Below are 22,348 nucleotides of genomic sequence, written 5' to 3'. Positions count from 1 at the left end.
GAGAAGTGAGACATAGAGATCAGAAATTGAGCGATGAAAAAACTTATATAATTTTGACCCTATTGTTTATCTAGAAACAACCCAAATTTCTAATCTCTAGCTCACAACCTTGAACTTTAAACTTTAAAACCTTGAACTTTATTCATAATCCGGCATCTCCCCATTGCTGAAAAGTGCTGTTCGGGTAAGATCTGTCAAACTACTGTTAAGGTCAATAACCATTACATTTCTCTGCGAAATATTATCATTGGAAGTGTTCATAAAAATGATCTGTGCATTATTCGGTGAGAACCTTGGATCAAGATCATTGGTTCCCATCACTTTTTCGCTTTCGGCGGAAATATCACTTATGGCATCTGTAGCCAGATTGTAAATGAAAATATGTGAATCCAGTTGTCTGTAATTTCCGCTTCCATCAAGGTATCCTGAGACATCACGGGTAAAGAGAAGAAGCTGTCCGTCTACGGAGAAATTCAGTCCACCGCTGGCTCCCGGCGAACCGGATAAAACGGTTTTAAGGACACTTCCTGTCATGTCTATAACATAAACTTTGGTATTATAACCGTTATAATCGTTGGTTTTCAACGCTATTTTACTACCGTCATAACTCCAGTCGCATTCGGATATCATGCTTCCGTCCGGAGTAGTATATACCAGACTCAGACCGCTGCCATCTTTATTGATCCTGTATAGTTTATTGAAGTTAGAATAAATAAGCTCCTTACCATTTGTACTCCAGGCAAAATCCATTTCATAATTATTAAACCCTGCTACAGCCACCGTTGTTACTTTAAAAGGATTGGAACCGTCAGGATTGGCTGTATAAATATGAGTACTTCCGCCTTCTGTACGAAGAAAAGCAATGAGGCCTGCATTATTGTTCTTACGTGGCCTCCAGCTGTTGTAGGAAGAACTGGTAAACTGGAATTTATTTCCCTGATCATCACTGGAGATAATAACAAAGTTTCCATTCTGTTTTTGTGTATAATGATACCTGTTGGCCGGTACCGTATTGGTGGTGAATTTACTGATAGAGCTTAAAACTGGCTGGTGAATGCCGTCCGAAACAGACACCTGCCAGAAGTAACTTACACCAAACTTCAGATTTGAAAGCGTATAATGATTAGCTGTCAAATCATTAACCTGAATCACATTAGTGTCAAGATTATTTTTAATTGCCAAACTGTATTTTAAAACATCCGCTGTATCCGGATCTGTTGCGCTCCAGGTTAATTCGACGCTCAAAGGTTGATTGACTGCATTATCTATCGGACTTAACAACTGTGGCGTAGCGGGAGGAGAATTCAATGAGGTGTCATCATCCATCTCAAAAACTGCTGTTACCACTTGATTTTGATTCTGTATATTGACAGACTGAAAGCTGGTAATATATCCTGAAAGCTCCGCTTTTACTGAATAATTGCCTACCGGCATTGCTGCAATTTCAAAAGAACCGTCTGTACCACTGAAAACCGTCTGCGTTGTAGGATTGGTAAAGATTTTCACATTGGAAAGCGGCACATTACTGCCTCTTTTTACGACTTTTCCTTTTAATGTTCCTGTCTGAGCCTGTTCTACAAGGTCTTCATTGCATGAAAACAGACAAAAAGCAAAAATGAATATGCTGAGTATTTTAATTAAAGTTTTCATAATTCGTGTTTTTATTTGTTTCCGAAGTAAAAGTTGATTCCTATACCGAAGCGTAAAGCCTGATCTTTCCTTTTTCCGTTTACAAGGCCTTCCCAGTCGTCTTTGAAACCCAGGTCATATTGGGCTGATGCTCTCAGTGAAATATTCCTGCTGATCATATATTCCAGTCCGCCCCCGAATTGTGCTTTATATTGAGGTTTATATTTTGAATACATGGCTCCTATCCCACCGTAAACGTATGGACTGAATCTGTATTTAGGGAAAAGTAAATATTCCAGATTCACTTCGGGACCGAAATAGTTTCTTTTCACAATATTTGAATTTTCCAGCGTAAAATAACTGCCATTTATTTCCATATTCAGATAAGGAGTAAGGAAATATTTAAATCCTATTTTACCTCCGACATTCATTTTAGCGCCAACATAATCATCTTTCACTTTCTGCCCTTCAACATTGGCGAATACAGAAACTTTCTGTCTGTAGTTTTCCGGATATTTGCCACCTACTGCTCTTCCATCATTTTGCTCCTGTTCTCTGTTATATTCATTGATTAAGGTCTCGTATCCTCCATTAGTATCCACTGCTTTCCCCCATATTTTGTCTCTTATTCCTTCTACGATAAGAGATTTTACAGCTTTTTCAATAGCCTCGGTGACAGCAAGCTGAACGGGCTCATTTTGGGTGAGTCCTACCTCAGCTTCCAGAAGTCTTTCTGTATCAATATATCTGAAGAAGCTTCCGTTGACGCTGGTTGAAAGAATGGTTTTAGAGGTGTAAACTGTTTTAAGAATTTCTCCGTTAAGGGTGGAGACAGCACGAAGGTAAATAGTAATTCTGTCCTGACGGTATTGTGTGGAAGCACCAATTCCGAAATACCTTGCCCCAAGTCCTCCGGTAAGAATATTGCTGTCATAGGAGATTACACCGCCTTCAAGAAGAATTCCGGCATACAAAAGAGGAGGAAGTGCCTGGCTGTTTTTATCTGCATCCTTTATGTATTCCTGTCTTGTGGAACGGATGATTTGTCTTTCATTGAGAAGATTGGCAATATTTTCCCTTTCAATTGGGATAAACCAGTGGCTGTCTTCCAGTGCTTTGATAAGAATGGTGGTGGTTCCCTGAGGGACTGCCGTGCTCCAGTTGTTTCCGTTCTCGGAAGGTTTATACTGGCCGGTCTGGTCCCGGAATTTGTAGACCCCTATTACAATTTTTTCTTTGGGAAGGGGAAGGTTTTTCAATTCTGCGGTAGAGGAAGTAACCTCTCCCATTGTTGGTTTTTCGGGATCCGAAGGTAAACCAAATATTGAGCTACAAGCCTGCAGAATGCATAGCAGGAAACTACAGAAAAAGATTCTGGTGTAAGTGTAGGTTGTCATGGTAAGTTTATTTTTAGTGATTTCCTATTTCGGAATTACGATCTCGGACTGATCGCCATTGCTGGTATCCAAAATATTGATTAAAAGTCCCTGATTAGTATTGGTAATCTGTAAGTAAAGTGATCCGAAAAGATAATTTCCCGGCTTTATGTTTCCATCACCAAACTGTTCATCAAACAGTTTTCTTGAAAGTTCACTGAGAATTTGTCTGTTGAGACTCTGGGTAAAGCTGTCAAGAGAGTTTACACGATCCAGCAGATTGCTGAAATCATTTTTTTCGTCAAATTGGTTTTGTGCATTGGCAGAGCTTAAAAGCCACTGGTAATTAAACGTATCACCCCCAAAAGCCGGATTGATCGGTTTGTAGACGAGCTGCTGAGATTTTCCGTAGAAAATACCTGCAATAAAGGTCAAAATAATGATAAAGGTTTTCATGGCGGACATTTTTAGTAGATAAATTCATTTTTAATAAGGTTTTTCTTAGCATTAAATTCTTTGATATATTTCAAGCTGTAGACCAGCTGTTCTGCTAAATAATCTTCTGCCGGATTGGTCATAAAACTGTAAATAATTTTATCCTCAATCTGAATATTGATCTGGCCGCTTGTTCCGCGAAGGGGAAGCTCTGTAATGGTAACGGCACTGCTGCTTTTATCCGGGAGTTGGCTGTATTGCATATAAAACAGATCATAAAAATCTTTTCCAACCTTGGTTTTGGTTTCATCAATGGTAAGTCCTCTCAGTTCATAAGCTGCATCCTCTTCTACCTTTGCGGTTTTCTTTTTAAAAAGATCGCTGTTAAGCTCCAGGCTGTCTTTGGCGACCAGTTTTTGTGTTTCTTCATCCCTGATATAAAGAAAGGCTTTCAAGGCATCTTTTGATTCAAGATTGACACTGATCTCCGATAGTATTTTAACTTCATTGGGATTCACAGAAAATTTACCACTCTGCTGATTGTTTGAAAGGTTCCCACTGTTTCCTTTTTTAATAGAAACCAAAAGGTAATTCAGTTCCTTATAAACGGTGGTATTGTTCATTACAATTGCTTTCAGGATAATCTGATTTTCAAGGAGACTGCTCTCTATCCTGGCATTTACTTTTTTATCTTCCTGCCCATACGTCCATACAGACAGGAAGCTAAAAAATGTGTTCAGGCTAAGGGAATATAAAATTTTCATCATTTGTATTTTAATAGTTTCTCATGAAAACTGTTTTATTGTCTCCCTTTACATTGATCTGAATTCCATTCGAAATACTGTTGCTTCCCGTGACATCAATAATATTGTTGTTTCCTTGTGCGGTAACTGCAGCTTTAGTTTCTTTATCTGTAAATGAGTTGATAAAATAAAGCGTATTAAAGTCTCCCAGTTGTTTTACAGCAATATGAGTTCTGGCATTCAGAGAAAGCTCGGCATTGTTATACTCTCCTATCTGAATGATATTGGAACCGAATGAAGTATGATCAGTCTGCTGCCTGGCTATAAGATTAAAGATTGTATTGCTGTTGATCTTATCCCAGTCTATTTCCTGTGCCTGCAATGGCAATACTATGAAAAGAGCAAGAATACTCCATCTTAAAGTAAACATGGCCTCTACGTTTTAAAGATATTAATGCAAATCGAAAAAACCGGAGGTAAAAAAGGAGAAACCCTGTAGCTTCTCCTTTACAATTTCTAAGATTTACAGTATGTGTTATAGGGCTTAATTGGATTGATTCACAATCATTGAGTTTCCGTTACCCATCTGAGCTCCTAAGTGGACATGGCCAGTACCGCTTTGAGCTACCCAGGTAAAGTTACCATTACCCATCTGAAGGTCAATAGCTGTATTGGAATTTCCGATCTGGAACTGATAAAGCTGGTTGGCATTACCTGCCTGTACTCCCACAGAAGTATTATCATCTCCTACCTGAACTGAAGCTGCGATATTACCTGTTCCTGCCTGTACATGATTAGCACTGTTATCATCACCATCCTGATACTGAACAAGGACATTGTTAGCTCCTATCTGAAGTCCGCTGGCATCATTTCTTCTTCCCAGCTGAACCTGAAATGCCTGATTACCGCTACCTAACTGAATAGCTGAAGCATCATTTCTTCTTCCGTCCTGATATTGAACAACAGAGTTACCTAATCCTACCTGTACCGAAGAAGCATCATTTCTTCTTCCGATCTGAGTTTGTTCTGTAGAGTTAAGAACTCCAAGCTGCCATGTTGAAGCAGAGTTTCTGTTTCCCATCTGCATGACTTCGTTTGAGTTTCCGATACCCACCTGATCTACGTCTATAGAGTTTCTGTTTCCGATACTTTTTGCAGTATTAGCGTTCAAAATACCTACCTGATCAATGTCTGCAGTATTACGATTCCCTGTCTGTGTCAAAGAGTTGATGTTCAAAAGGCCAGTCTGATCCACAGTAGCAACATTTAAGTTTCCAGTTTGGGTAGTTACATCAATATTGAATTGTGCAAATCCGAAACTCATGGCGAATAGTGTAAATACACCTGTAAGTAAATTTTTCATCTTAGTAAAAATTAATTGGTTAATAGTAAGGCAAAGGTAGCCTCTGGGTCAAAATGAAAAACCACCATCAAAGTGTAAATTTCAAAAGTCACTGTTTATAGTTGTAAGGGTCACCATTTGCCGTTGCAGGAAAGTCATTGTTTTCAGTTACGGAAAAATACGGGAGTCATTTTAAGAATCATAACCATCTCATTCAGTGGTGAATATTGAATAATCTCCTGACGTTATTTTCACTCATTTTTTTAATTCATCATGGGTAATAACAGTTCACAACGCTGGGTTTTAAAATATTACGATCACCAATTATCCATCTTTCATTTGTCAAAGAAAATCCAAAGTCACTAATCTTTTCATCCTGATCTTACATGGTTAATTAATGTTAAGGCCCTTATTTCTTCAAGATATATTGTTAAATTTGAGGTATGGAAAATTTTGGAAAAGATTTATTACGAAAAATAAAAAGTGTAGAACTTCCCGGTGAACACGCGCATGGAGTTTTCTCACCTCCCTCACGCCCGGTCTTTACTTATGATGAAGTATTGGCAAAGAACCCTAAGTTTGCAGCTGTAAATATTGTTTTATATTTAAAAGACAACGAGTGGTATTTTCCATTGATTCAAAGAACAATTAACGAGCACGACAGACACAGTGGGCAGATTTCACTGCCTGGAGGAAAGCGTGAAGAGATGGACAGAGATTTTGCTGAAACCGCAATTCGGGAGACTTCCGAAGAGATCGGAATAGACAAACATTATGTAAGGATTATCAGAGAAATGTCTCCTATTTATATTCCACCGAGCAATTTTTATGTATATCCCTACATTTCTTATACTAAAAAGAATCCCGCCTTTGTTCTTCAACAGACGGAAGCTGTGGAAACCATAGAATTTCCCATCACTTCCTTTCTGAACCTTTCTGACACCCCGGAAATCATGGCGCTGCCTAATGCAAACGGATATGAGGTTCCCGTGATCAATTTCAACGGATACATTATCTGGGGGGCTACAGCGATGATATTAAGTGAATTCAGCCAGTTGCTGAAAAAAATGTAACTTTGCACTACCGTGTTTAATTCAGAGATGGCGAAGAAAAATATTTTCACCGATGCATTCGGAACACCTTATTTTTTGAAAAGGTTTATTATTTTTATTTTAGGAGTTGTATCATACAGAAGATTCAACGGCTTTAATAAGTTAAAGATAACCGGAACAGAACACCTTGTGGATCTTCCGGACTCTAACGTACTTTTTGTATCCAACCATCAGACCTATTTTGCAGATGTGGCAGCAATGTACCATGCTTTCTGTGCTGTAAATAACGGATATCTGAACACGATAAAAAACCCGATCTACCTATTGAACCCAAAGATCGATTTTTACTATGTAGCAGCAGAAGAAACCATGAATAAAGGTATTCTTCCCAAAATTTTCAAAATTGCAGGTGCTGTCACGGTAAAAAGAACTTGGAGAGCCGAAGGAAAGAATGTCAACAGAATGGTAGACATGAGCGAGGTAGACAACATCATGAAAGCATTGGACAACGGCTGGGTAGCGACTTTCCCTCAAGGAACTACTTCCGCTTTTGCACAGGGACGAAGAGGAACGGCCAAATTGGTAAAAAATCAGCGCCCTATTGTAATTCCGATCAAAATAAACGGATTCAGAAGAGCTTTTGATAAAAAAGGACTCCGCGTAAAGGTAACCGGTGTAAAACCTACGATGGAATTTAAAGCTCCTTTGGATATTGATTATGATAATGAAAAAGCACCGGAAATTTTATTGAAAATCATGACTGCCATTGAGCAGACAGAAGATTTCAACCTATTACACAGTTATGATGAAGAACTTAAAGCTAAAAAATTAGAACAAAAGGACTCAAATAATTAAAGTAATGACAAAAATTATGAACAAAATACTTGGAATCTTATTCGCAATCATAGTATTAGTTTCATGCAACAGCCAGAAGGTATATTCGGATTTTGATATCAGTTATTCGAAAAGTGGAGGCTACGCTCCTGTATATGAAAATATGCTTATAAAAGGGAATAATGTACACTACTCTTTTGAAGGGCAGGGTAAAAAATATAAACAGGATTTTAAAATTTCTGATGAAGATTTAAAGAAACTGGATCAGGTACTTTCTCAGAATAATTTCAGAAGAATACAGGAAGACCGTAAAAAATTATACGACAATATTTCAACTTCCATCAATATCAAGAAAGGTCCGAATGAAGGAAGTAAATCAGATGCCAGCATGATCATCCCAAATTATCAGACCAACTGGAACAACATTCTTGAAGCTTTCCAGCAGGTCATTAATACTAATGTTAAAAAACAGTAAATACAATTGAAAACCCACTTCATTGCCATTGGCGGAAGCGCCATGCATAATCTTGCGATTGCGTTAAAAGACAAAGGATATCAGGTGACAGGGTCTGATGATGCCATTTTTGAGCCTTCAAAATCCCGTTTGGAAAAGAAAGGAATTATGCCTCAGGAAATGGGCTGGTTCCCGGAAAAGATCACTCCGGATATTGATGCTGTTATTCTTGGAATGCATGCCCATCAGGATAATCCTGAATTGGCAAGAGCAAAGGAACTGGGTCTGAAAATATATTCTTATCCTGAATTCCTTTACGAACAGTCCAAAAATAAAACAAGAGTTGTCATTGCCGGATCACATGGTAAAACTACCATCACATCAATGATTCTTCATGTTTTGAATTTCCACCAGAAAGATGTGGATTTCATGGTAGGCGCTCAGCTTGAAGGTTTCGACTGTATGGTGAAACTGACTCAGGATAATGATTTCATGGTTCTGGAAGGTGATGAATACCTTTCTTCTCCTATTGACCTTCGTTCTAAATTTTTACTGTATCAGCCGAATATTGCTTTAATGAGTGGTATTGCATGGGATCATATCAATGTTTTCAAAACATTTGACGACTATATAGATCAGTTCAGAAAATTTGTGGCGAGCATTACAGCAGGAGGCGTTCTGGTATATAACGAAGAAGATCCGGAAGTAGTGAAAGTAGTGGAAAATGCTGAAAACTATTTCAGAAAAATCCCATATAGAACTCCTGAATACGAAATCAGCAACGGTAAAGTGTATTTAAAAACCGAAATGGGAGATGTTCCGCTTTCTGTTTTTGGAGCCCACAACCTGTTGAATATGGAAGGCGCAAGACATATCTGCAGACAGCTGGGTATTATGGATGAAGACTTCTATGAGGCTATCATGAGCTTTAAAGGAGCATCCAAACGTCTTGAAAAAGTAGAAAGAGAAGATAAGGGAACGCTTTATAAAGATTTTGCCCATGCACCAAGCAAGGTGAAGGCAGCTGTAAAAGCATTCACGGAACAATTTAAAAATGATAAGAAATACGGATTTCTGGAACTGCACACCTATTCCAGTTTAAATCCGGCCTTCCTTGAGCAATATGATCATGCAATGGACGGCTTGAATGAAGCCATCGTTTTCTACTCTGAAGACGCTTTGAAGATCAAGAGAATGGAACCTATATCTCCAGAGTTTATTAAAGAAAAATTCAAGAATGAAAATTTAAAGGTTTTCACAAACGCTGAAGATCTTCATGCCTACTGGAATACATTGGATAAAACGGATGGTGTTTATCTCATGATGAGTTCCGGAAATTTTGGCGGTCTTGATTTAACAAAATAAGTAAAAAAAGCTTCAGAATCTTATCTGAAGCTTTTTTATTAGCATTATTTCTAGTTATTCAATCTTTTGTTGTTGACCAGCTCAATACTTTTTATTGATCCTACCGGTGAGATTTTTATCGTTTTGTTTCCTTTTGCCAGATAGATGTAATACATACTGTTTGATCCTATGAGATGAACCTGTTCAAACTTATCATCGCCATAGTTTAATTTATAGTCATATTTAAGTTTATTCTCCCTTATCTTTCTGGTAAGCCCAAATCCTTCTCCCAAGCCTATTCCTACGAAGAAAGACAGCAGCATCATGGCCAGAAACTTCACAAACATATTGGTAAAATGATTTTCAATAGCCTCTTTGCTCATATTTTCATGTCCTTTGAGAGATGCCATCTGGAATGCCCAACGTTTATTTTTACTGGCCTGTTTTGATAAAAAAGAGGGAAAAGCAAATGAAAATATAATGATACCAATAAGGATAATCAATATCACAGGATGAGCCGTTAAGGTAGCAATCGGGCTGATCAGGATGTCCATAATTGTTGAGTATTTTAAAATATTAATGCCTATCTGGTAATAGAAGACACTTTCTTTTAATATTCCCATTACGACAAGAAACAGGTAGCCGAACGGAAGTGATCTCTGAATTCCCTCTGAAAATTTCATTTATTTTCGTTGATTTTAGTTTTTATCTTTCACGAAAATAGACAATTAACAGCAAATTGAAACTATCTTGATCTATCTTTCACATTCTTTAATCAGATTTCGCAAAATTTCCTCAGTGGAAAGTTCACTATACTGGTGAATAGACTGCCCTATCCAGATTCCTACAAATTCAGGATTTTGCAGAGATTTTGCTGCTTTACGCAACGCATTGGTCAGTTTATTCTGATAAGGATATGGTAAAATATATTCTGAGTTTTCAACCGCTTCTATAAATTGATTTTTTATTCCTCTGGCATATCGTCCGGAAAAGCTCTTCGTTAAAACAATTTCTTCTTCTCTTACTTTTTTCAGTCTTTCCTTTTCAAAAGGCTGTAAAGCACTTTCCTGAGAAGCCAATAAAAGATTTCCCACCTGGAAGCCCTGCGCTCCTAAGTCTTTAACAGCTTTTAATGTCCTGGCTTCATAGATTCCCCCTGCATAGATCAACGGAACACTCACATGATCATACACCTGTGACAGCAAAGACAACCCTCCAATCTGCAGAATATTCTCCGCCTCAAAACTTCCTCTGTGACCTCCCGCCTCTATTCCCTGAACACTGATCATATCAATACCTGATTTTTCAAGCTGCAAAGCTTCATTCACAGACGTACAGGTTCCGATGAGGGTAACTCCGTTTTCTTTTAATTTCTGAATACTCTGATCATCCAGATTTCCGAATGTGAAACTCAGGATTTTACAGTTTTCTTCAATAATAGCATCTATCTGTTCATGGTAGCAATTTATACTGATGGCTTCAAGTTCCGGAAGCTCTGCTTCAATATCATTTTCTCTGGCCAGCTGCTCAAGAAACTGTTTGGTTTTAATATACTTTTCTTTTAAACCATCCGTCACTTCAGGAATGTGATGGACGAATATATTTGCTGCAAAAGGTTTATCTGTCAGTTTTTTCGTTTCCCTGATCAATTGAACAGACTGATCTGCTGAAAGATCAGCCACTGCCAATGATCCCAGACAGCCTGCCTTAGCTGCTGCGGCTACCATTTGTACCGTACTCACTCCAAACATCGGAGCCTGAATCACAGGATATTGTATCCCTAGTTTTTTACTGATTGTATCGGGCCAAAACATAAGAACTATTTTAATTAAAAAGGTACAAAAAATAGGAAGACTTCATTTCCTACAGGATTATGATATTCCTCACCTGAATAAAAATAGTATTCCCACAAATTTCACAAATACAGCGGATTAAATCTGTGCTTTCTGCGAAATATGTGGGAATATTCTATTCTTTATTTTTATTAAATATCCGCAACGGAATTGAGCATTTTCTGTTCCCATTCCGGATCTTTAGGATCAAAGAATAATCTTTTTCCTGTATCCAAAGAACGAACGACATTCATTTCATCTTCTGTTAATTCAAAATCAAATACATTAAAGTTTTCTTCAATTCTCGACGGTGTCACAGATTTCGGGATCACTACGAATCCTTCCTGAAGGTGCCATCTTAAGATTACCTGAGCTACAGTTTTACCATATTTATCAGCAATCGCTTTCAGATCAGGATTGCTTAAAAGGTTAGCATTACCATTTCCAAGCGGGCTCCAGGGCTGTGTTACAATATTATTTTCCCTGTCGTAAACCTGCAATTCTTTTTGCTGGAATACCGGATGCAGCTCAATCTGATTAATCACCGGCAACACTGTTGAATTAGCTTTTAATTCTTCAAGCTTCTCAACGGTAAAATTACATACCCCAATAGCTTTGATCTTTCCTTCCTTATATAATTCTTCCAAAGCCTTCCATGTTCCCAGGAAATCTCCATAAGGCCAGTGGATCAAATACATATCAAGGTAATCCATCTGCAATCTGTCCAAGGTTCTCTGAAAAGCACTTTTAGCTTTTTCATATCCATGATCCTGAACCCATACTTTTGAAGTGATAAACAGTTCATCCCTGTTTACTCCGCTATTTTTCACCCCGGCACCTACAGCGGTTTCATTCTGATAAATAGCAGCAGTGTCAATCATTCTATATCCAGTCTGAATAGCTTTGATTACTGCATTCTCACATTCTTTCAGGTCTTCCATCTGCCATACTCCAAAGCCTAAAGCAGGAATATCCACTCCGTTATTTAAGGTTACCACAGGCTGCCCTGTATAGGTTTTCTTTTGCATAAGTCTTTATTTTAGTTATTAATATAAAGTGATAAACAAATTTGCAACAAAAAATTGAAAATTCTGCCTACCAATTTTACTGTTTCTCTTCAAAAAATTGTTATGTAATTGCAGCTTTGAGTTACCAGTTGCCATTTGCCAGTTGCTAGTTGCTAGTTGCTAGTTGCTAGTTGCTAGTTGCTAGTTGCTAGTTGTAAATTTATGGCTCCAGCTGGCATTCCATCGCTATTTTCTCTATTTTTGCTTAAAATTTAAAAATCATGTCACAAAACATCAGATTGGCTACAGCAGAGGATTATCCGAGAATTATGGAAATCTGGGAGTCAGCCGTAAGGGCAACCCACGATTTTCTGGCAGAAGAGGATTTCAATTATTTTAAAGAAGCTATTCCAAGAGATTATCTTCCTAACCTGGAAGTTTATTTAATGAGTGAGGATAATCAAGTTAAAGGCTTTGCTTCCGTAGCAGAAGGTAACCTGGAAATGCTCTTCATTCATGATGATGCCCGTGGGAAAGGATATGGAAAAACCCTTTATCAATTTATGAAAGAAAAGACCGGATTGACCAAAGTAGATGTGAATGAACAGAATCCACAAGCGATTGGATTTTATGAAAAAATGGGGTTCAGAAAGATCGGGCGATCAGAAAAAGATGGTTCAGGAAAAGATTATCCACTTATTCACATGAGTCTTTAAATGGAAAATTTTACGTTCAGTTTATTAAAGCCGGATGCGGAAATTCCTTATCAACTATTGCTGTTAGCGGATGAAACCCAAGAAGCTATTGATCGGTATATTTTCAATTCCGACATTTATCTTTTACATGACGGCACAGAAAATATTGCGGTGATGGCGTTGTATAAAAGCAACAATACAGAACTGGAAATTAAAAATATTGCAGTAATTGAAAGCTACAGAAGCAAAGGAATCGGAAGTATTCTGATGAATAAAGCGAAGGAAATTGCCAAAGAAAATCATTATAAAACACTGACTGTTGGAACGTCGGATACCGGATTCCAACAGATCAGATTTTATGAGAAAAACGGTTTTATTAAAAGCGGGATACTGAAAGATTTTTTTGTTGAAAATTATTCAGATCCGATATATGAAAACGGTTTACAAATGCGTGATATGGTTGTATTAAGCCATCACCTGACGGAATAAGCCTTTGATATGTTCTATTTCTGTCTGATAATTGGTTTTCTTACGACATCCGAAATACAACGTGTTCTCCAGCTTCTTTTTCCCTTCCCAAATCAGCTGAACTTCGCCACTTTCAAGGTCTTTTTTACATAAAAAATCAGGGATGACAGCTAGTCCTGTTCCACCTTTAAGACAACGGATAATTGAGTTCAGATTAGGAACAATATAATTCGGACGGAAATTAGGTTTATGACCAAAGTTCAAGGTCCAGAACTGGAAAAGGTGTTCCATATCTCCGGTAGTTCCGTACCATTTTTCATTCTTCAGCCATTCTTCAATCTGCTCTGCATCTTTTGTTTTCAACACTTTATTGAAAGCAGCGGCATCTACATCTTTTCCACCCACCAGAATGATCTGTTCTGAAGAGAAAGCTTCATGTTCTATATTGGGTGAAGACCCTTTTTTCGGAGTGATGATAAGATCAAGAATTCCTTTATCCAGCTGATCCAGCATTTCCGGATATTCTCCAAAACTGATAATCAGATTAAAAGGCAGTGAAGAAACATATTGCTCCAACGTCGTCTGAAAAGTTTCAAAACACATTCCGACACTAATGGTAGGCGTATGTTTCTCTGTAGATTTCTGAAAGTTTTTTTCTACATCTTCCAGTTTGGTAATTGGCTCAGCAACGGCATTAAATAATACTTTCCCGCGTTCTGTAGGGATCATTTTTCTACCGGTTCTGTCGAATAGTTTGTATCCTACATAAGCTTCCAGAGAACTTAAATGCAGACTCACGCCCGGCTGTGATATGAATAAAGCATCAGCAGCACCCGTCAATGTCCCGGTTTTATATATCGCTTTAAAAGTACGATACCATTCTAAATTGACCATGATTTAATTATTAATATTCTGATGCAAATTTACAAAATAATTATAATATTAATACATTTTCGTTCTTTAGAAATGATGCATAATAATCCGGAATCCCACTGTCCTTTATCTGACGGACAGTTTCATCAATCGGATAGGGTATTTGAATAATTTCCGGAGTAATTTTTTCTTCATCTAAAGTGAATACGACATAAGAAGCCAGTCTGTTTTCTTCTTTAGAGCGGCCTACAGAGCCACAATTGATTGCCCATGTCTTATTTTCAAACTGCTTTTTAAAAGATAAATGGGTATGTCCCATCACAATAACGTCAGATTGAGAGTTTTTCAGCATAGTAGTAAAAATCTCATCCTTTTCTGATTCGTACAAATAGGTATCATTGTTTGATAAACTGGAATGAACCAATTGAATATCCCAATGCTTCTTCCCTACTTTATAGTTTAATTTTAAATGAAAAGGCAGCTCTGATAAAAACTTTTTGTTCTCTTCTGTAATATTTTTTTTAGAATGATCAATCGCTATGAATCTGGCATTCGTCTCTTCTACTGAATGTTTGGACAAAGGAACAACAGGAATATCAAAAGCAACTCTTTCATCGTGATTTCCCATGAGACAAGGAATGTTTAAACTTCTGATCTTCTCAATCACCTCGTTTCCCCAGGGGGCAAAGTCCACAAGATCTCCTAAACAAAATCTCTGCCTGATTCCTCTTTTCTCAATATCCTTCAACACTACTTCCAGAGCAGGAAGATTTCCGTGCACATCACTAAAAACGGCTATCTGTATCATTGTCCTTCAATTTATTAAACAAATTTACACGACGGAAGGGAATTTCAGGTCAGATATGATATGACATTTTACCATGAAAAGGGAAATGGTGAATGGTTGAATTTTCGCTACGCAAAGTCAATAATGAATAATTAACTTCCGATTAGAAACTTCCACATAGCATCAATTGTTCAGGATCCCGAATCATGCAACCCGAATCCCGTAACCCTAAAAACTCACAAGCGAAGCGAATTGACCATTCACTCCCAACTTTAAACTTTAAACCCAAAACCTTGAATCATAAAACTATAATTTAAATAATACTTTACTATGATTTATATTATTTTTATTATACAAATATCCATCCTAACTTTGCAGAGTAAAATTTAAACAATCATAAAAAAATGAAAAAAGTACTAATCATCAACGGAGGACAGAATTTCGGACATTCCGGAGGAAAATATAATCAGACTATTGCAGAAAATACAGTAGCCGCTCTTAAAGAATTTGACAATGTAGAAGTAAAGATCACTAATGTAAGTGAAAATTATGATAAACATGAAGAGGTGCAAAAATTTGTCTGGGCAGATTACATTATTTACCATACTCCGATCTGGTGGTTCCAGCTTCCGAACGGATTAAAAAGATATATTGATGAAGTTTTCACAGCAGGTCATGCAAAAGGAATTTATATGAGCGACGGAAGAAAGGCTGAGAATCCTGAAATCAACTATGGTACGGGAGGGATGCTTGGCGGCAGAAAATATATGCTGACTACCAGCTGGAACGCTCCTGCAACAGCTTTCACACTTCCCGGAGAATTTTTCAGTGAAAAAAGTGTAGATGATGGACCGTTATTTGGTTTCCATAGAATGAATGCCTTTGTCTCACTAGAGAAAATGGAAAGTTTCCATTTCCATGATGTGGAGAAAAATGCCAATGTAGAGCGTGATATGAAGCTTTACAGAGAACATGTAAGAAACGTATTTGAAAAAGAATTAAAACCAGAATTGGTATCATGAAAAAAATACTGATCACAGGTATTACCGGCTATATTGGCGGAACTATCGCAAAAAAACTGCTTGACAGAAATTATGAAGTAACCGGGTTAGTTCGTAACGAAGCTCACGTACAGGAATTAGAATCATTGGGAATCAAAACCATTGTAGGGAATATTCACAATGAAGATGTAATAAAAACAGCTGTTGATAGCGTTGATGCAGTCATCCATAATGCTGATTCTGCGGATGACGCTTACGCCGTGGATAATTTCATCAAAGCAATGGAAGGAAGTCATAAGACATTCATATTTACTTCAGGATCTGCTATTTTCGGAGGTAAAGAAAATGGTAAAAGAAGTGATTTTGTGTATACTGAAGATTTCCCTCTGACTCCAAGACTGGAAATGGCATCAAGGGTTCTTATCAACAATTATGTTCTTCAGTCTGTTCAAAAAGATATAAGAAGTATCGTTATTGTTCCTACCATGGTTTACGGGGAAGGCCTTGGAATAAAAAAAGACAGTATCCAGATTCCGGCCTTGCTCAATTTTTCTCAGAAAAAAGGGCATGGTGTTTATTTTGGAGAAGGTGAAAATATCTGGTCCAATTTACATATCGAAGATTTGGCAGATCTGTATGTACTCGCCTTGGAAAAAGCAAAAGAAGGGTCTATCTATTATGCAGAAAACGGGGCTTCATCTTTAAGGAACATTGCAGAAATCATCAGTAAAAAATATAATCTGGAACCGGCGCAGTCTTTAAGTATACAGGAAGCCGTTGATAATTTCGGTCCTGCGGGCGGCTATTTCGGTTTTGCATCCAACAGTATATGCAGCGCAGACAAAGCCAGAGCAGAACTGGAATGGAAACCCATCTATAACTCAATTGAAAATTTTATTTAATATGAAAATTTATCTTACAGCCATTATAAAAGCCAAAGAAGAACATCAGGCAGAAGTATTGGAAGTTCTTCAGAATATGGTAAAAGAAACAAGAAAAGAAGAAGCATGTGAGCTTTACAGCCTTCATCAGGGAATTGAAGACAAAAACGAATTTGTTTTCTATGAAATCTGGAAAAGTAAAGAAGGTCTGGATCAGCACAACCAGCAACCTTACATTCAGGCTTTCGGGGCTTTGGTGGATGAAAAGCTTCAGGAAAAACCACAGATTTATACCACTAATATTATTTAATCATGAAAAAATTAGCATTTTTAATACTGGCAATCTTTACAATAGGATTCGCGCAGGCACAAACTAAAAAATCAAAAAATATGAAAAAGAAAATCTTATTTGTTGTAACCAGCCACGATAAAAAAGGAAGTACTGGTGAAGATACAGGGTATTATTTGGGAGAAGTTTCTCACCCATGGGAAGTTCTTCACAAAGCAGGTTATGAAATTGACTTTGTAAGCCCGAAAGGCGGAACTCCTCCGGTAGATGGTTTCGATTTGAAAGATCCGGTAAACAAAGAATTCTGGGAAAACAAAGAATACAAGAACAAGATTGATCATTCTATGACCCCGTCACAGGTGAATCCGAAAGAGTATTCAACCATCTTTTATGCAGGAGGACACGGAGCAATGTGGGATTTTGCAGACAATAAAGAGCTGTCTGATATTGCTTCGGAAATCTACGAAAACGGAGGTATTGTAGCAGGAGTATGCCACGGACCTGCAGGATTGGTGAATATCAAGCTGAATAACGGGAAATACCTTGTAGATGGAAAGAAAATCAATGCTTTTACCAATGAAGAGGAAGCTGAAGTAAAATTAACAGATGTTGTTCCTTTCTTATTAGAAAACAAACTGAAAGAAAGAGGCGCACAATTTGAAAAATCAGGCCTTTGGCAGAACCACGTAGTTACAGATCAGAGAGTGATCACAGGACAAAATCCTCAATCTGCAAAGAGCGTTGGAGAAGCTATTTTAAAGGAATTAAATAAATAACAAATAATTTCTAATCACAAAAGATTTTAAGTTCTTTAAATCAGAAAAGCTCTTAAAAAGTGCCACCATTGAAATGACGATAATTCCCCTCCTCCGGAGGGGTGGCGAAAATTCAAAGAATTTTTGACGGGGTGGTTTACACATAACAATTTTAAAACAAAATGGAATACAGAAAATTAGGAAATACAGATTTAGAATTATCAACAATCACACACGGAGCCTTTGCTATCGGAGGAAATATGTGGGGAGGTAATGAAAAGCAGGATTCTATCAACTCTATTCATGCATCATTAGATCACGGAGTAACTTCTATCGATACGGCACCTTTTTATGGTTTTGGATTAAGTGAAGAAATGATTGGTGAAGCGATCAAAGGAAAAGACCGTTCAAAAATCCAGCTTTTAACTAAATTCGGGTTGGTATGGGACGGAAGCAATAACGGAAAAGGAGAATTTTTCTTTGATGCAGAAGACGAAGGAAAGACCCTTCCTGTGTATAAATTGGCTTCCAAAGAAAACATCATCAAAGAAGTTGAAGAAAGCTTACAAAGATTAGGGACAGATTATATCGACCTTTTGCAACTTCACTGGCCAGACAGCACCACTCCTATCTGTGAGACTATGGAAGCTATGGAACTATTAATCCAACAGGGAAAAATCCGAGCTGCAGGGGTAAGTAACTATAGTGTAGCTCAAATAGAAGAAGCGAACAGAACTTTACAACTTGCCAGCAACCAGGTTTCTTACAGCATGCTGAACCGTGGCATTGAAAGCGACCTTGTTCCCTATTCTTTGGAAAATAATTCAGGAATTATCGTATACAGCCCTATGGAAAGAGGTCTTTTAACCGGTAAATATTTCAAAGAAACCCAATTGAAAGATAACGACCACAGAAACGGATATTTTTCACAGTTTGATTTGAATAAAGTGAAAACTTTCTTAGAAAAAATTGAATCTATAGCGCAGGAAAAAGGAGCCAGCCTTTCTCAACTGGTACTAAGATGGACTACGCTGCAGCCAGCAATCACAATAGTATTGGCAGGAGCAAGAAATGCCCAGCAAGCCATCGAAAATGCAAAAGCTATGTCTATTGACCTTTCCCAGGAAGAATTGAGCTTCATCAATTCGGCTTTAAGCGAGATATAATATAAAGCTGGAAGAAAGAGGCTGGAAGATGGAAGTTATTGATGTCGGATAATAAATAAATTGGGTTACAATTGAACTTCAATTGTCATTCCGACGAAGGAGGAATCTCTTTGTTACATGCAGAATAGTGCAATAGAAGCTCCTAATTATCAATACACTCATAGAACTTCCCTCCTCCAGCTTCCCACTTCCTTTCTTTAACTCTAATACTTCATAGAAAATGAAAAATAATCTGATCAAAATGTTCGGGTTAGTAACCCTATCGGCTATTAACAGCATTACATTAAATGCTCAGACACTTGTCAATCCCGAAGATAAATCATGGTATCCTTCTGCTTACGGAGCACAGGATGAAATCGGGGCCGCTAATTTACTGACTCCTGAAGTTGTAAAACAGGCATTAGGACTTGTGAAACAGGGTAAAACCTTAGCTCTTGCCGTTCCTATTGATAAAAATCTTCCGGCTTTCAGACACAGAAGTTTTAATTTATATAATATTCAACCCGGAGAACAGGGCGGAAAAAGTATTGGTCCGAACAAATTTACCTTCAATGATGAACTTGTAAACGGATGGACCGGAGTGGGAACACAGCTCAACGGTATCGGACACATTGGTATTGATAATACTTACTATAACGGAAATAAAGCAACAGATTTTGTAACCGTAGAAGGTGTAAAAAAACTGGGTGTTGAAAAAGTACCACCATTTGTTACCCGTGGTGTAGTTCTTGATATGACTGCTCATTATGGAAAATCAATAGTACCCGGCGGAACAGAATTTACGGTAGAAGATATCAAATCTGTTTTAAAGAAGCAGGGACTTACCCTAAGAAAAGGAGATATTATTCTTTTCAATACCGGATGGCTTGAATTGATTGGTAAAAACAATCAACAATTCTTAGAAACTGAACCGGGTATCGGAATGGATGCCGCAAAATGGCTTGCCGATCAGGGAATCGTAGCTTTTGGCGGTGATACCTGGGCTTCTGAAGTCTATCCTAACCCGAGAAGTAAAGAAGAGTTCCCCATTAACCAGTTTATGCTGGCTAAAAAAGGAATTTATAACCTGGAACTGATTGACAGCCGTCCTTTGGTGAAACAAAAAGTATGGGAATTTCTATTCGTACTGGGACAGCCATTATACGTAGGTTCTACTCAGGTGAATGTAAATCCTGTAGCTATTTATTAATTAAAAAACAGAGTAACAAAGTAATTCCAGTTAAAAAATAAAGCTAACCTTAGAATTTATTTTAGAATTAATACCCAAACTGTGTTACATTGTTACTTTGAATTTTACATTAAAACGGCCTTTCAAAAACTGAAAGGCCGTTTTTATAAAAAGTGAACATCCGTAAATTATATAGTCTTCATTAACTTCCATCTTCATCTCTCCGCTCCCGGACTTCACTATTTTGCAACCGGAAGATGAGTACTTATTGCAATTCTGTTCCATGCATTGATGGTTACAATCGCCATAATGATCTGAGCGATCTGGTTATCATCGAAGAACTTTTTTGCCTTTTGGAAGGTCTCTTCAGTTAATCCGTTTTGGCTGATCAGCGTAATTTCCTCTGTCATTGCCAAAAGTACCTGCTCTTCTTCCGTAAAGAAGTCTTTTGCTTCCGTCCATCCGTTCAGAATGAAGATTCTTTGAGGTGTTTCACCATATTTGATGGCATCTTTGGTGTGCATATCAAGGCAGAAAGCACATTTATTAATCTGTGAAGCTCTGATTTTAATTAATTCCTTCTGAATGTGAGTTAAAGAAATTGTCTGTAAATATCCTTCTAATCCCATCATCGCTTTGTAAGCTGCTGAATCTACTGTTGCAATATTTAATCTTGCGCTCATAATATGTATTATTTTTTGGTTAATTGATCTATACTTAGAGAATAATGCTGCTGTACCGCCAGTAAAAGAGCGGCTGCACTTCCCACCCATACAGAATAGTTGAGTGGAGCTTTAGGTCCTGAAGCAATGGTCATGGATATGGCAAAAATCAACAGCAGAATACTGCTTCCATATGCTGCAAACTTTGTTTTAAATCCAAAGATCAGCATCAAAGGAAAAAGAATTTCTAAAAAGGTAGCAGCATAGGCTGAAACCGTACTTAAAGCTTCCGGCAGAAAAAATGTCAGCTGTCTTGTATATTCTTTAAAACTCTCCATGTTTCCCCATGACGAATTTTCTTTGCTCCAAAATCCAAATCGGTCTGCCACTGCAGAAAGCAGGTTACAGCAAGAGCAAGTCTTAAAAACAGCTGCGGAAATTGATTTTTGATATCTGTCATTGTATTGGCTTTTAATAACATGACAAATTTCCGGTTTATGATCTGTAAAAATCTTAAACTGGTTTAAGAACGTAATTTTGCTTTAATTTCACTTAAATATTCCGGTGTAAATCCGAGAAACGAAGCAACAAGATATTGGGGAATCCTTTGAATAAACCATGGGTACATTGTGCTGAAATGTATGTACAGTTCTTCTCTTGAAAACTCAGACAGATAGCGGAGTTTTCTTTCTGAAGCTGCATAAGCCCTTTGATAAATAATCCGGAAATAACGCTCCATTGAAGGATGTTTTACAAACAATAATTCCTGATTTTTAAAATCAATCACCAGAATAGTAGAATGCTCCACCGACTGAATGTTAAAATCCGTCTGCTGTTGCCTTTCATAAGCAAATGTATCTGTAATCCACCAGTTTTCTATGGCAAACTGAGTGGTATTCTCCACTCCTTTTTCATTAATAAAAAATTTTCTCAGGCAGCCTTCGACCACAAAATACATATTCCGGCAGACCTCGCCTTCAAGCATCAGATGCTGCTTTTTTTTTACCTCCATAACCTGGAAAAAAGATACAATAGAAATATATTCTTCATCGGTGATGGTAATAAATTTATTTAAATGCGCTTTGAATGAATCCATTGTAAGAATTAATACTCAAACTTAACTTTATTTTTTTAGTTTTACAATGAGAAAATATTTATTATGGAAATCGTTGCTAAAATTCTGATCGCAATCGTTGCAGTGGAACATCTGTATATTCTTTGGATGGAAATGTTTGCCTGGGAGACAAAAGGAAAGGAAGTTTTTAAAGCTGCTCTGCCTGCAGAAATGTTTAAACCAACGAAAGGACTTGCAGCCAACCAGGGGCTTTACAATGGTTTCCTTGCTGCCGGACTCATCTGGTCGTTTTTGATTAAAGATCCGCAATGGCAGACCAATGTAGCTTTATTCTTTTTAGGATGTGTAGCCATTGCAGGAATTTACGGCGCCATTTCAGCCACTAAAAAAATATTCTTCGTACAGGCACTACCTGCCATACTGGCAATCATTGCAGTATTACTGAAGTAATTTACCGGATCATCCAGACCATGTCAATCT

Annotated in this window: 28 protein-coding genes; 13 read left to right on the top strand and 15 right to left on the bottom strand. The window is 37.6% G+C overall.

What is annotated here, in order from left to right; genetic code table 11:
• Window positions 1-138: 138 nt before the first annotated feature.
• From FN817_RS19140 to FN817_RS19115, 6 genes are all read right to left on the bottom strand, one after another.
• Window positions 139-1,650 (bottom strand): carboxypeptidase-like regulatory domain-containing protein, encoded by a 1,512-nt coding sequence (locus FN817_RS19140; RefSeq protein ID WP_142719323.1) that lies wholly within the window; start codon window positions 1,648-1,650, stop codon window positions 139-141.
• An 11-nt stretch (window positions 1,651-1,661) separates the two neighbouring features.
• Window positions 1,662-3,026 (bottom strand): CsgG/HfaB family protein, encoded by a 1,365-nt coding sequence (locus FN817_RS19135; RefSeq protein WP_142719322.1) that lies wholly within the window; start codon window positions 3,024-3,026, stop codon window positions 1,662-1,664.
• Window positions 3,027-3,050: 24 nt separating this feature from the next.
• The gene (locus tag FN817_RS19130; RefSeq protein ID WP_142719321.1) at window positions 3,051-3,461 is read right to left on the bottom strand and encodes a curli production assembly/transport component CsgF; all 411 of its coding nucleotides are present in this window, start codon (window positions 3,459-3,461) and stop codon (window positions 3,051-3,053) included.
• A gap of 11 nt (window positions 3,462-3,472) precedes the next feature.
• Window positions 3,473-4,207, bottom strand: a complete 735-nt coding sequence (locus FN817_RS19125; RefSeq protein WP_228451607.1) for a curli production assembly/transport protein CsgE — start codon at window positions 4,205-4,207, stop codon at window positions 3,473-3,475.
• 7 nt (window positions 4,208-4,214) lie between these two features.
• Window positions 4,215-4,613 carry a hypothetical protein gene (locus FN817_RS19120; protein WP_142719320.1) on the bottom strand — a complete coding sequence of 133 codons (399 nt, stop codon included), beginning with the start codon at window positions 4,611-4,613 and terminating at the stop codon, window positions 4,215-4,217.
• Between the two features lie 114 nt (window positions 4,614-4,727).
• Complete coding sequence (locus tag FN817_RS19115) at window positions 4,728-5,546, bottom strand: hypothetical protein (RefSeq protein WP_142719319.1); 819 nt, start codon at window positions 5,544-5,546, stop codon at window positions 4,728-4,730.
• A gap of 422 nt (window positions 5,547-5,968) precedes the next feature.
• On the opposite strand from FN817_RS19115, the gene FN817_RS19110 reads away from it, so the two are divergent.
• The 4 genes from FN817_RS19110 to FN817_RS19095 are packed head-to-tail and all read left to right on the top strand — an operon-like array spanning window position 5,969 to window position 9,230.
• On the top strand, window positions 5,969-6,598 hold the full coding sequence (locus FN817_RS19110) for an NUDIX hydrolase (RefSeq protein WP_047424417.1): 630 nt from the start codon (window positions 5,969-5,971) through the stop codon (window positions 6,596-6,598).
• A gap of 27 nt (window positions 6,599-6,625) precedes the next feature.
• Window positions 6,626-7,432, top strand: coding sequence for a lysophospholipid acyltransferase family protein (locus FN817_RS19105; RefSeq protein WP_047373745.1), 807 nt, complete (start codon window positions 6,626-6,628; stop codon window positions 7,430-7,432).
• Window positions 7,433-7,448: 16 nt separating this feature from the next.
• Window positions 7,449-7,886 carry a hypothetical protein gene (locus FN817_RS19100; RefSeq protein WP_142719318.1) on the top strand — a complete coding sequence of 146 codons (438 nt, stop codon included), beginning with the start codon at window positions 7,449-7,451 and terminating at the stop codon, window positions 7,884-7,886.
• 6 nt (window positions 7,887-7,892) lie between these two features.
• Window positions 7,893-9,230, top strand: coding sequence for a UDP-N-acetylmuramate--L-alanine ligase (locus FN817_RS19095; RefSeq protein ID WP_142719317.1), 1,338 nt, complete (start codon window positions 7,893-7,895; stop codon window positions 9,228-9,230).
• 50 nt (window positions 9,231-9,280) lie between these two features.
• Here FN817_RS19095 and FN817_RS19090 read toward each other — a convergent pair whose 3' ends face one another.
• The 3 genes from FN817_RS19090 to FN817_RS19080 all read right to left on the bottom strand — a co-directional run bounded on the left by FN817_RS19090 (window position 9,281) and on the right by FN817_RS19080 (window position 12,069).
• A complete protein-coding gene (locus tag FN817_RS19090; protein WP_142719316.1) occupies window positions 9,281-9,892 on the bottom strand; it encodes a hypothetical protein in 612 nt (203 codons plus the stop codon).
• Between the two features lie 72 nt (window positions 9,893-9,964).
• Window positions 9,965-11,023, bottom strand: a complete 1,059-nt coding sequence (locus FN817_RS19085; protein WP_142719315.1) for an NAD(P)H-dependent flavin oxidoreductase — start codon at window positions 11,021-11,023, stop codon at window positions 9,965-9,967.
• A gap of 170 nt (window positions 11,024-11,193) precedes the next feature.
• Complete coding sequence (locus FN817_RS19080) at window positions 11,194-12,069, bottom strand: aldo/keto reductase (protein WP_142719314.1); 876 nt, start codon at window positions 12,067-12,069, stop codon at window positions 11,194-11,196.
• A 260-nt stretch (window positions 12,070-12,329) separates the two neighbouring features.
• On the opposite strand from FN817_RS19080, the gene FN817_RS19075 reads away from it, so the two are divergent.
• Both FN817_RS19075 and FN817_RS19070 read left to right on the top strand, forming a co-directional pair.
• Complete coding sequence (locus FN817_RS19075; RefSeq protein ID WP_142719313.1) at window positions 12,330-12,764, top strand: GNAT family N-acetyltransferase; 435 nt, start codon at window positions 12,330-12,332, stop codon at window positions 12,762-12,764.
• Complete coding sequence (locus tag FN817_RS19070) at window positions 12,765-13,232, top strand: GNAT family N-acetyltransferase (RefSeq protein ID WP_142719312.1); 468 nt, start codon at window positions 12,765-12,767, stop codon at window positions 13,230-13,232. It begins immediately after the preceding gene.
• On the opposite strand, the gene FN817_RS19065 is transcribed toward FN817_RS19070, so the two are convergent.
• Entirely contained in the window at window positions 13,209-14,105 is an 897-nt protein-coding gene (locus tag FN817_RS19065) for a LysR family transcriptional regulator (protein ID WP_047429409.1), read from the bottom strand. The genes FN817_RS19070 and FN817_RS19065 overlap by 24 nt on opposite strands.
• Before the next feature lie 40 nt (window positions 14,106-14,145).
• A complete protein-coding gene (locus FN817_RS19060) occupies window positions 14,146-14,892 on the bottom strand; it encodes a metallophosphoesterase family protein (protein ID WP_142719311.1) in 747 nt (248 codons plus the stop codon).
• 383 nt (window positions 14,893-15,275) lie between these two features.
• On the opposite strand from FN817_RS19060, the gene FN817_RS19055 reads away from it, so the two are divergent.
• From FN817_RS19055 to FN817_RS19030, 6 genes are all read left to right on the top strand, one after another.
• On the top strand, window positions 15,276-15,893 hold the full coding sequence (locus tag FN817_RS19055) for an NAD(P)H-dependent oxidoreductase (RefSeq protein ID WP_142719310.1): 618 nt from the start codon (window positions 15,276-15,278) through the stop codon (window positions 15,891-15,893).
• The gene (locus tag FN817_RS19050) at window positions 15,890-16,774 is read left to right on the top strand and encodes an NAD-dependent epimerase/dehydratase family protein (RefSeq protein ID WP_142719309.1); all 885 of its coding nucleotides are present in this window, start codon (window positions 15,890-15,892) and stop codon (window positions 16,772-16,774) included. Before FN817_RS19055 ends, FN817_RS19050 begins: the two co-directional genes overlap by 4 nt.
• Before the next feature lies 1 nt (window position 16,775).
• Window positions 16,776-17,063 (top strand): putative quinol monooxygenase, encoded by a 288-nt coding sequence (locus FN817_RS19045; protein ID WP_142719308.1) that lies wholly within the window; start codon window positions 16,776-16,778, stop codon window positions 17,061-17,063.
• A gap of 2 nt (window positions 17,064-17,065) precedes the next feature.
• Window positions 17,066-17,818, top strand: coding sequence for a type 1 glutamine amidotransferase domain-containing protein (locus tag FN817_RS19040; protein ID WP_228451606.1), 753 nt, complete (start codon window positions 17,066-17,068; stop codon window positions 17,816-17,818).
• A 161-nt stretch (window positions 17,819-17,979) separates the two neighbouring features.
• Window positions 17,980-18,963 (top strand): aldo/keto reductase, encoded by a 984-nt coding sequence (locus FN817_RS19035; RefSeq protein ID WP_142719307.1) that lies wholly within the window; start codon window positions 17,980-17,982, stop codon window positions 18,961-18,963.
• Between the two features lie 220 nt (window positions 18,964-19,183).
• A complete protein-coding gene (locus FN817_RS19030) occupies window positions 19,184-20,152 on the top strand; it encodes a cyclase family protein (RefSeq protein WP_142719306.1) in 969 nt (322 codons plus the stop codon).
• A 218-nt stretch (window positions 20,153-20,370) separates the two neighbouring features.
• Here the strand turns inward: FN817_RS19030 and FN817_RS19025 are convergent, their stop codons facing one another.
• The 4 genes from FN817_RS19025 to FN817_RS19015 form a co-directional block, all read right to left on the bottom strand.
• Window positions 20,371-20,814, bottom strand: a complete 444-nt coding sequence (locus FN817_RS19025) for a carboxymuconolactone decarboxylase family protein (protein ID WP_142719305.1) — start codon at window positions 20,812-20,814, stop codon at window positions 20,371-20,373.
• A gap of 8 nt (window positions 20,815-20,822) precedes the next feature.
• On the bottom strand, window positions 20,823-21,131 hold the full coding sequence (locus FN817_RS19020; RefSeq protein WP_228451605.1) for a DoxX family protein: 309 nt from the start codon (window positions 21,129-21,131) through the stop codon (window positions 20,823-20,825).
• On the bottom strand, window positions 21,098-21,253 hold the full coding sequence (locus FN817_RS23430; RefSeq protein WP_228451604.1) for a hypothetical protein: 156 nt from the start codon (window positions 21,251-21,253) through the stop codon (window positions 21,098-21,100). The genes FN817_RS19020 and FN817_RS23430 overlap by 34 nt, the downstream gene beginning before the upstream one ends.
• A gap of 63 nt (window positions 21,254-21,316) precedes the next feature.
• Window positions 21,317-21,889, bottom strand: coding sequence for a Crp/Fnr family transcriptional regulator (locus FN817_RS19015; RefSeq protein WP_142719304.1), 573 nt, complete (start codon window positions 21,887-21,889; stop codon window positions 21,317-21,319).
• A gap of 63 nt (window positions 21,890-21,952) precedes the next feature.
• Here FN817_RS19015 and FN817_RS19010 point away from each other — a divergent pair, with 63 nt between their 5' ends.
• Window positions 21,953-22,318 carry a DUF1304 domain-containing protein gene (locus tag FN817_RS19010; protein ID WP_142719303.1) on the top strand — a complete coding sequence of 122 codons (366 nt, stop codon included), beginning with the start codon at window positions 21,953-21,955 and terminating at the stop codon, window positions 22,316-22,318.
• Window positions 22,319-22,348: the final 30 nt, after the last annotated feature.

The organism is Chryseobacterium rhizoplanae, assembly GCF_900182655.1.
GTDB classification, from domain to species: Bacteria; Bacteroidota; Bacteroidia; order Flavobacteriales; family Weeksellaceae; genus Chryseobacterium; species Chryseobacterium rhizoplanae.
Note: the sequence above shows the minus strand (reverse complement) of the source record. Positions and strands in the feature narration are given on the sequence as shown.

Coding starts and splice junctions, on each gene's coding strand:
- FN817_RS19020 (WP_228451605.1), bottom strand. CDS start 21,131: ATGGAGAGTTTTAAAGAATATACAAGACAGCTGACATTTTTTCTGCCG.
- FN817_RS19130 (WP_142719321.1), bottom strand. CDS start 3,461: ATGAAAACCTTTATCATTATTTTGACCTTTATTGCAGGTATTTTCTAC.
- FN817_RS19050 (WP_142719309.1), top strand. CDS start 15,890: ATGAAAAAAATACTGATCACAGGTATTACCGGCTATATTGGCGGAACT.
- FN817_RS19035 (WP_142719307.1), top strand. CDS start 17,980: ATGGAATACAGAAAATTAGGAAATACAGATTTAGAATTATCAACAATC.
- FN817_RS19100 (WP_142719318.1), top strand. CDS start 7,449: ATGAACAAAATACTTGGAATCTTATTCGCAATCATAGTATTAGTTTCA.
- FN817_RS19125 (WP_228451607.1), bottom strand. CDS start 4,207: ATGATGAAAATTTTATATTCCCTTAGCCTGAACACATTTTTTAGCTTC.
- FN817_RS19135 (WP_142719322.1), bottom strand. CDS start 3,026: ATGACAACCTACACTTACACCAGAATCTTTTTCTGTAGTTTCCTGCTA.
- FN817_RS19010 (WP_142719303.1), top strand. CDS start 21,953: ATGGAAATCGTTGCTAAAATTCTGATCGCAATCGTTGCAGTGGAACAT.
- FN817_RS19120 (WP_142719320.1), bottom strand. CDS start 4,613: ATGTTTACTTTAAGATGGAGTATTCTTGCTCTTTTCATAGTATTGCCA.
- FN817_RS19090 (WP_142719316.1), bottom strand. CDS start 9,892: ATGAAATTTTCAGAGGGAATTCAGAGATCACTTCCGTTCGGCTACCTG.
- FN817_RS19045 (WP_142719308.1), top strand. CDS start 16,776: ATGAAAATTTATCTTACAGCCATTATAAAAGCCAAAGAAGAACATCAG.
- FN817_RS19140 (WP_142719323.1), bottom strand. CDS start 1,650: ATGAAAACTTTAATTAAAATACTCAGCATATTCATTTTTGCTTTTTGT.
- FN817_RS19105 (WP_047373745.1), top strand. CDS start 6,626: ATGGCGAAGAAAAATATTTTCACCGATGCATTCGGAACACCTTATTTT.
- FN817_RS19030 (WP_142719306.1), top strand. CDS start 19,184: ATGAAAAATAATCTGATCAAAATGTTCGGGTTAGTAACCCTATCGGCT.
- FN817_RS19075 (WP_142719313.1), top strand. CDS start 12,330: ATGTCACAAAACATCAGATTGGCTACAGCAGAGGATTATCCGAGAATT.
- FN817_RS19085 (WP_142719315.1), bottom strand. CDS start 11,023: ATGTTTTGGCCCGATACAATCAGTAAAAAACTAGGGATACAATATCCT.
- FN817_RS19025 (WP_142719305.1), bottom strand. CDS start 20,814: ATGAGCGCAAGATTAAATATTGCAACAGTAGATTCAGCAGCTTACAAA.
- FN817_RS19080 (WP_142719314.1), bottom strand. CDS start 12,069: ATGCAAAAGAAAACCTATACAGGGCAGCCTGTGGTAACCTTAAATAAC.
- FN817_RS19110 (WP_047424417.1), top strand. CDS start 5,969: ATGGAAAATTTTGGAAAAGATTTATTACGAAAAATAAAAAGTGTAGAA.
- FN817_RS19060 (WP_142719311.1), bottom strand. CDS start 14,892: ATGATACAGATAGCCGTTTTTAGTGATGTGCACGGAAATCTTCCTGCT.
- FN817_RS19015 (WP_142719304.1), bottom strand. CDS start 21,889: ATGGATTCATTCAAAGCGCATTTAAATAAATTTATTACCATCACCGAT.
- FN817_RS19055 (WP_142719310.1), top strand. CDS start 15,276: ATGAAAAAAGTACTAATCATCAACGGAGGACAGAATTTCGGACATTCC.
- FN817_RS19065 (WP_047429409.1), bottom strand. CDS start 14,105: ATGGTCAATTTAGAATGGTATCGTACTTTTAAAGCGATATATAAAACC.
- FN817_RS19070 (WP_142719312.1), top strand. CDS start 12,765: ATGGAAAATTTTACGTTCAGTTTATTAAAGCCGGATGCGGAAATTCCT.
- FN817_RS23430 (WP_228451604.1), bottom strand. CDS start 21,253: ATGACAGATATCAAAAATCAATTTCCGCAGCTGTTTTTAAGACTTGCT.
- FN817_RS19115 (WP_142719319.1), bottom strand. CDS start 5,546: ATGAAAAATTTACTTACAGGTGTATTTACACTATTCGCCATGAGTTTC.
- FN817_RS19040 (WP_228451606.1), top strand. CDS start 17,066: ATGAAAAAATTAGCATTTTTAATACTGGCAATCTTTACAATAGGATTC.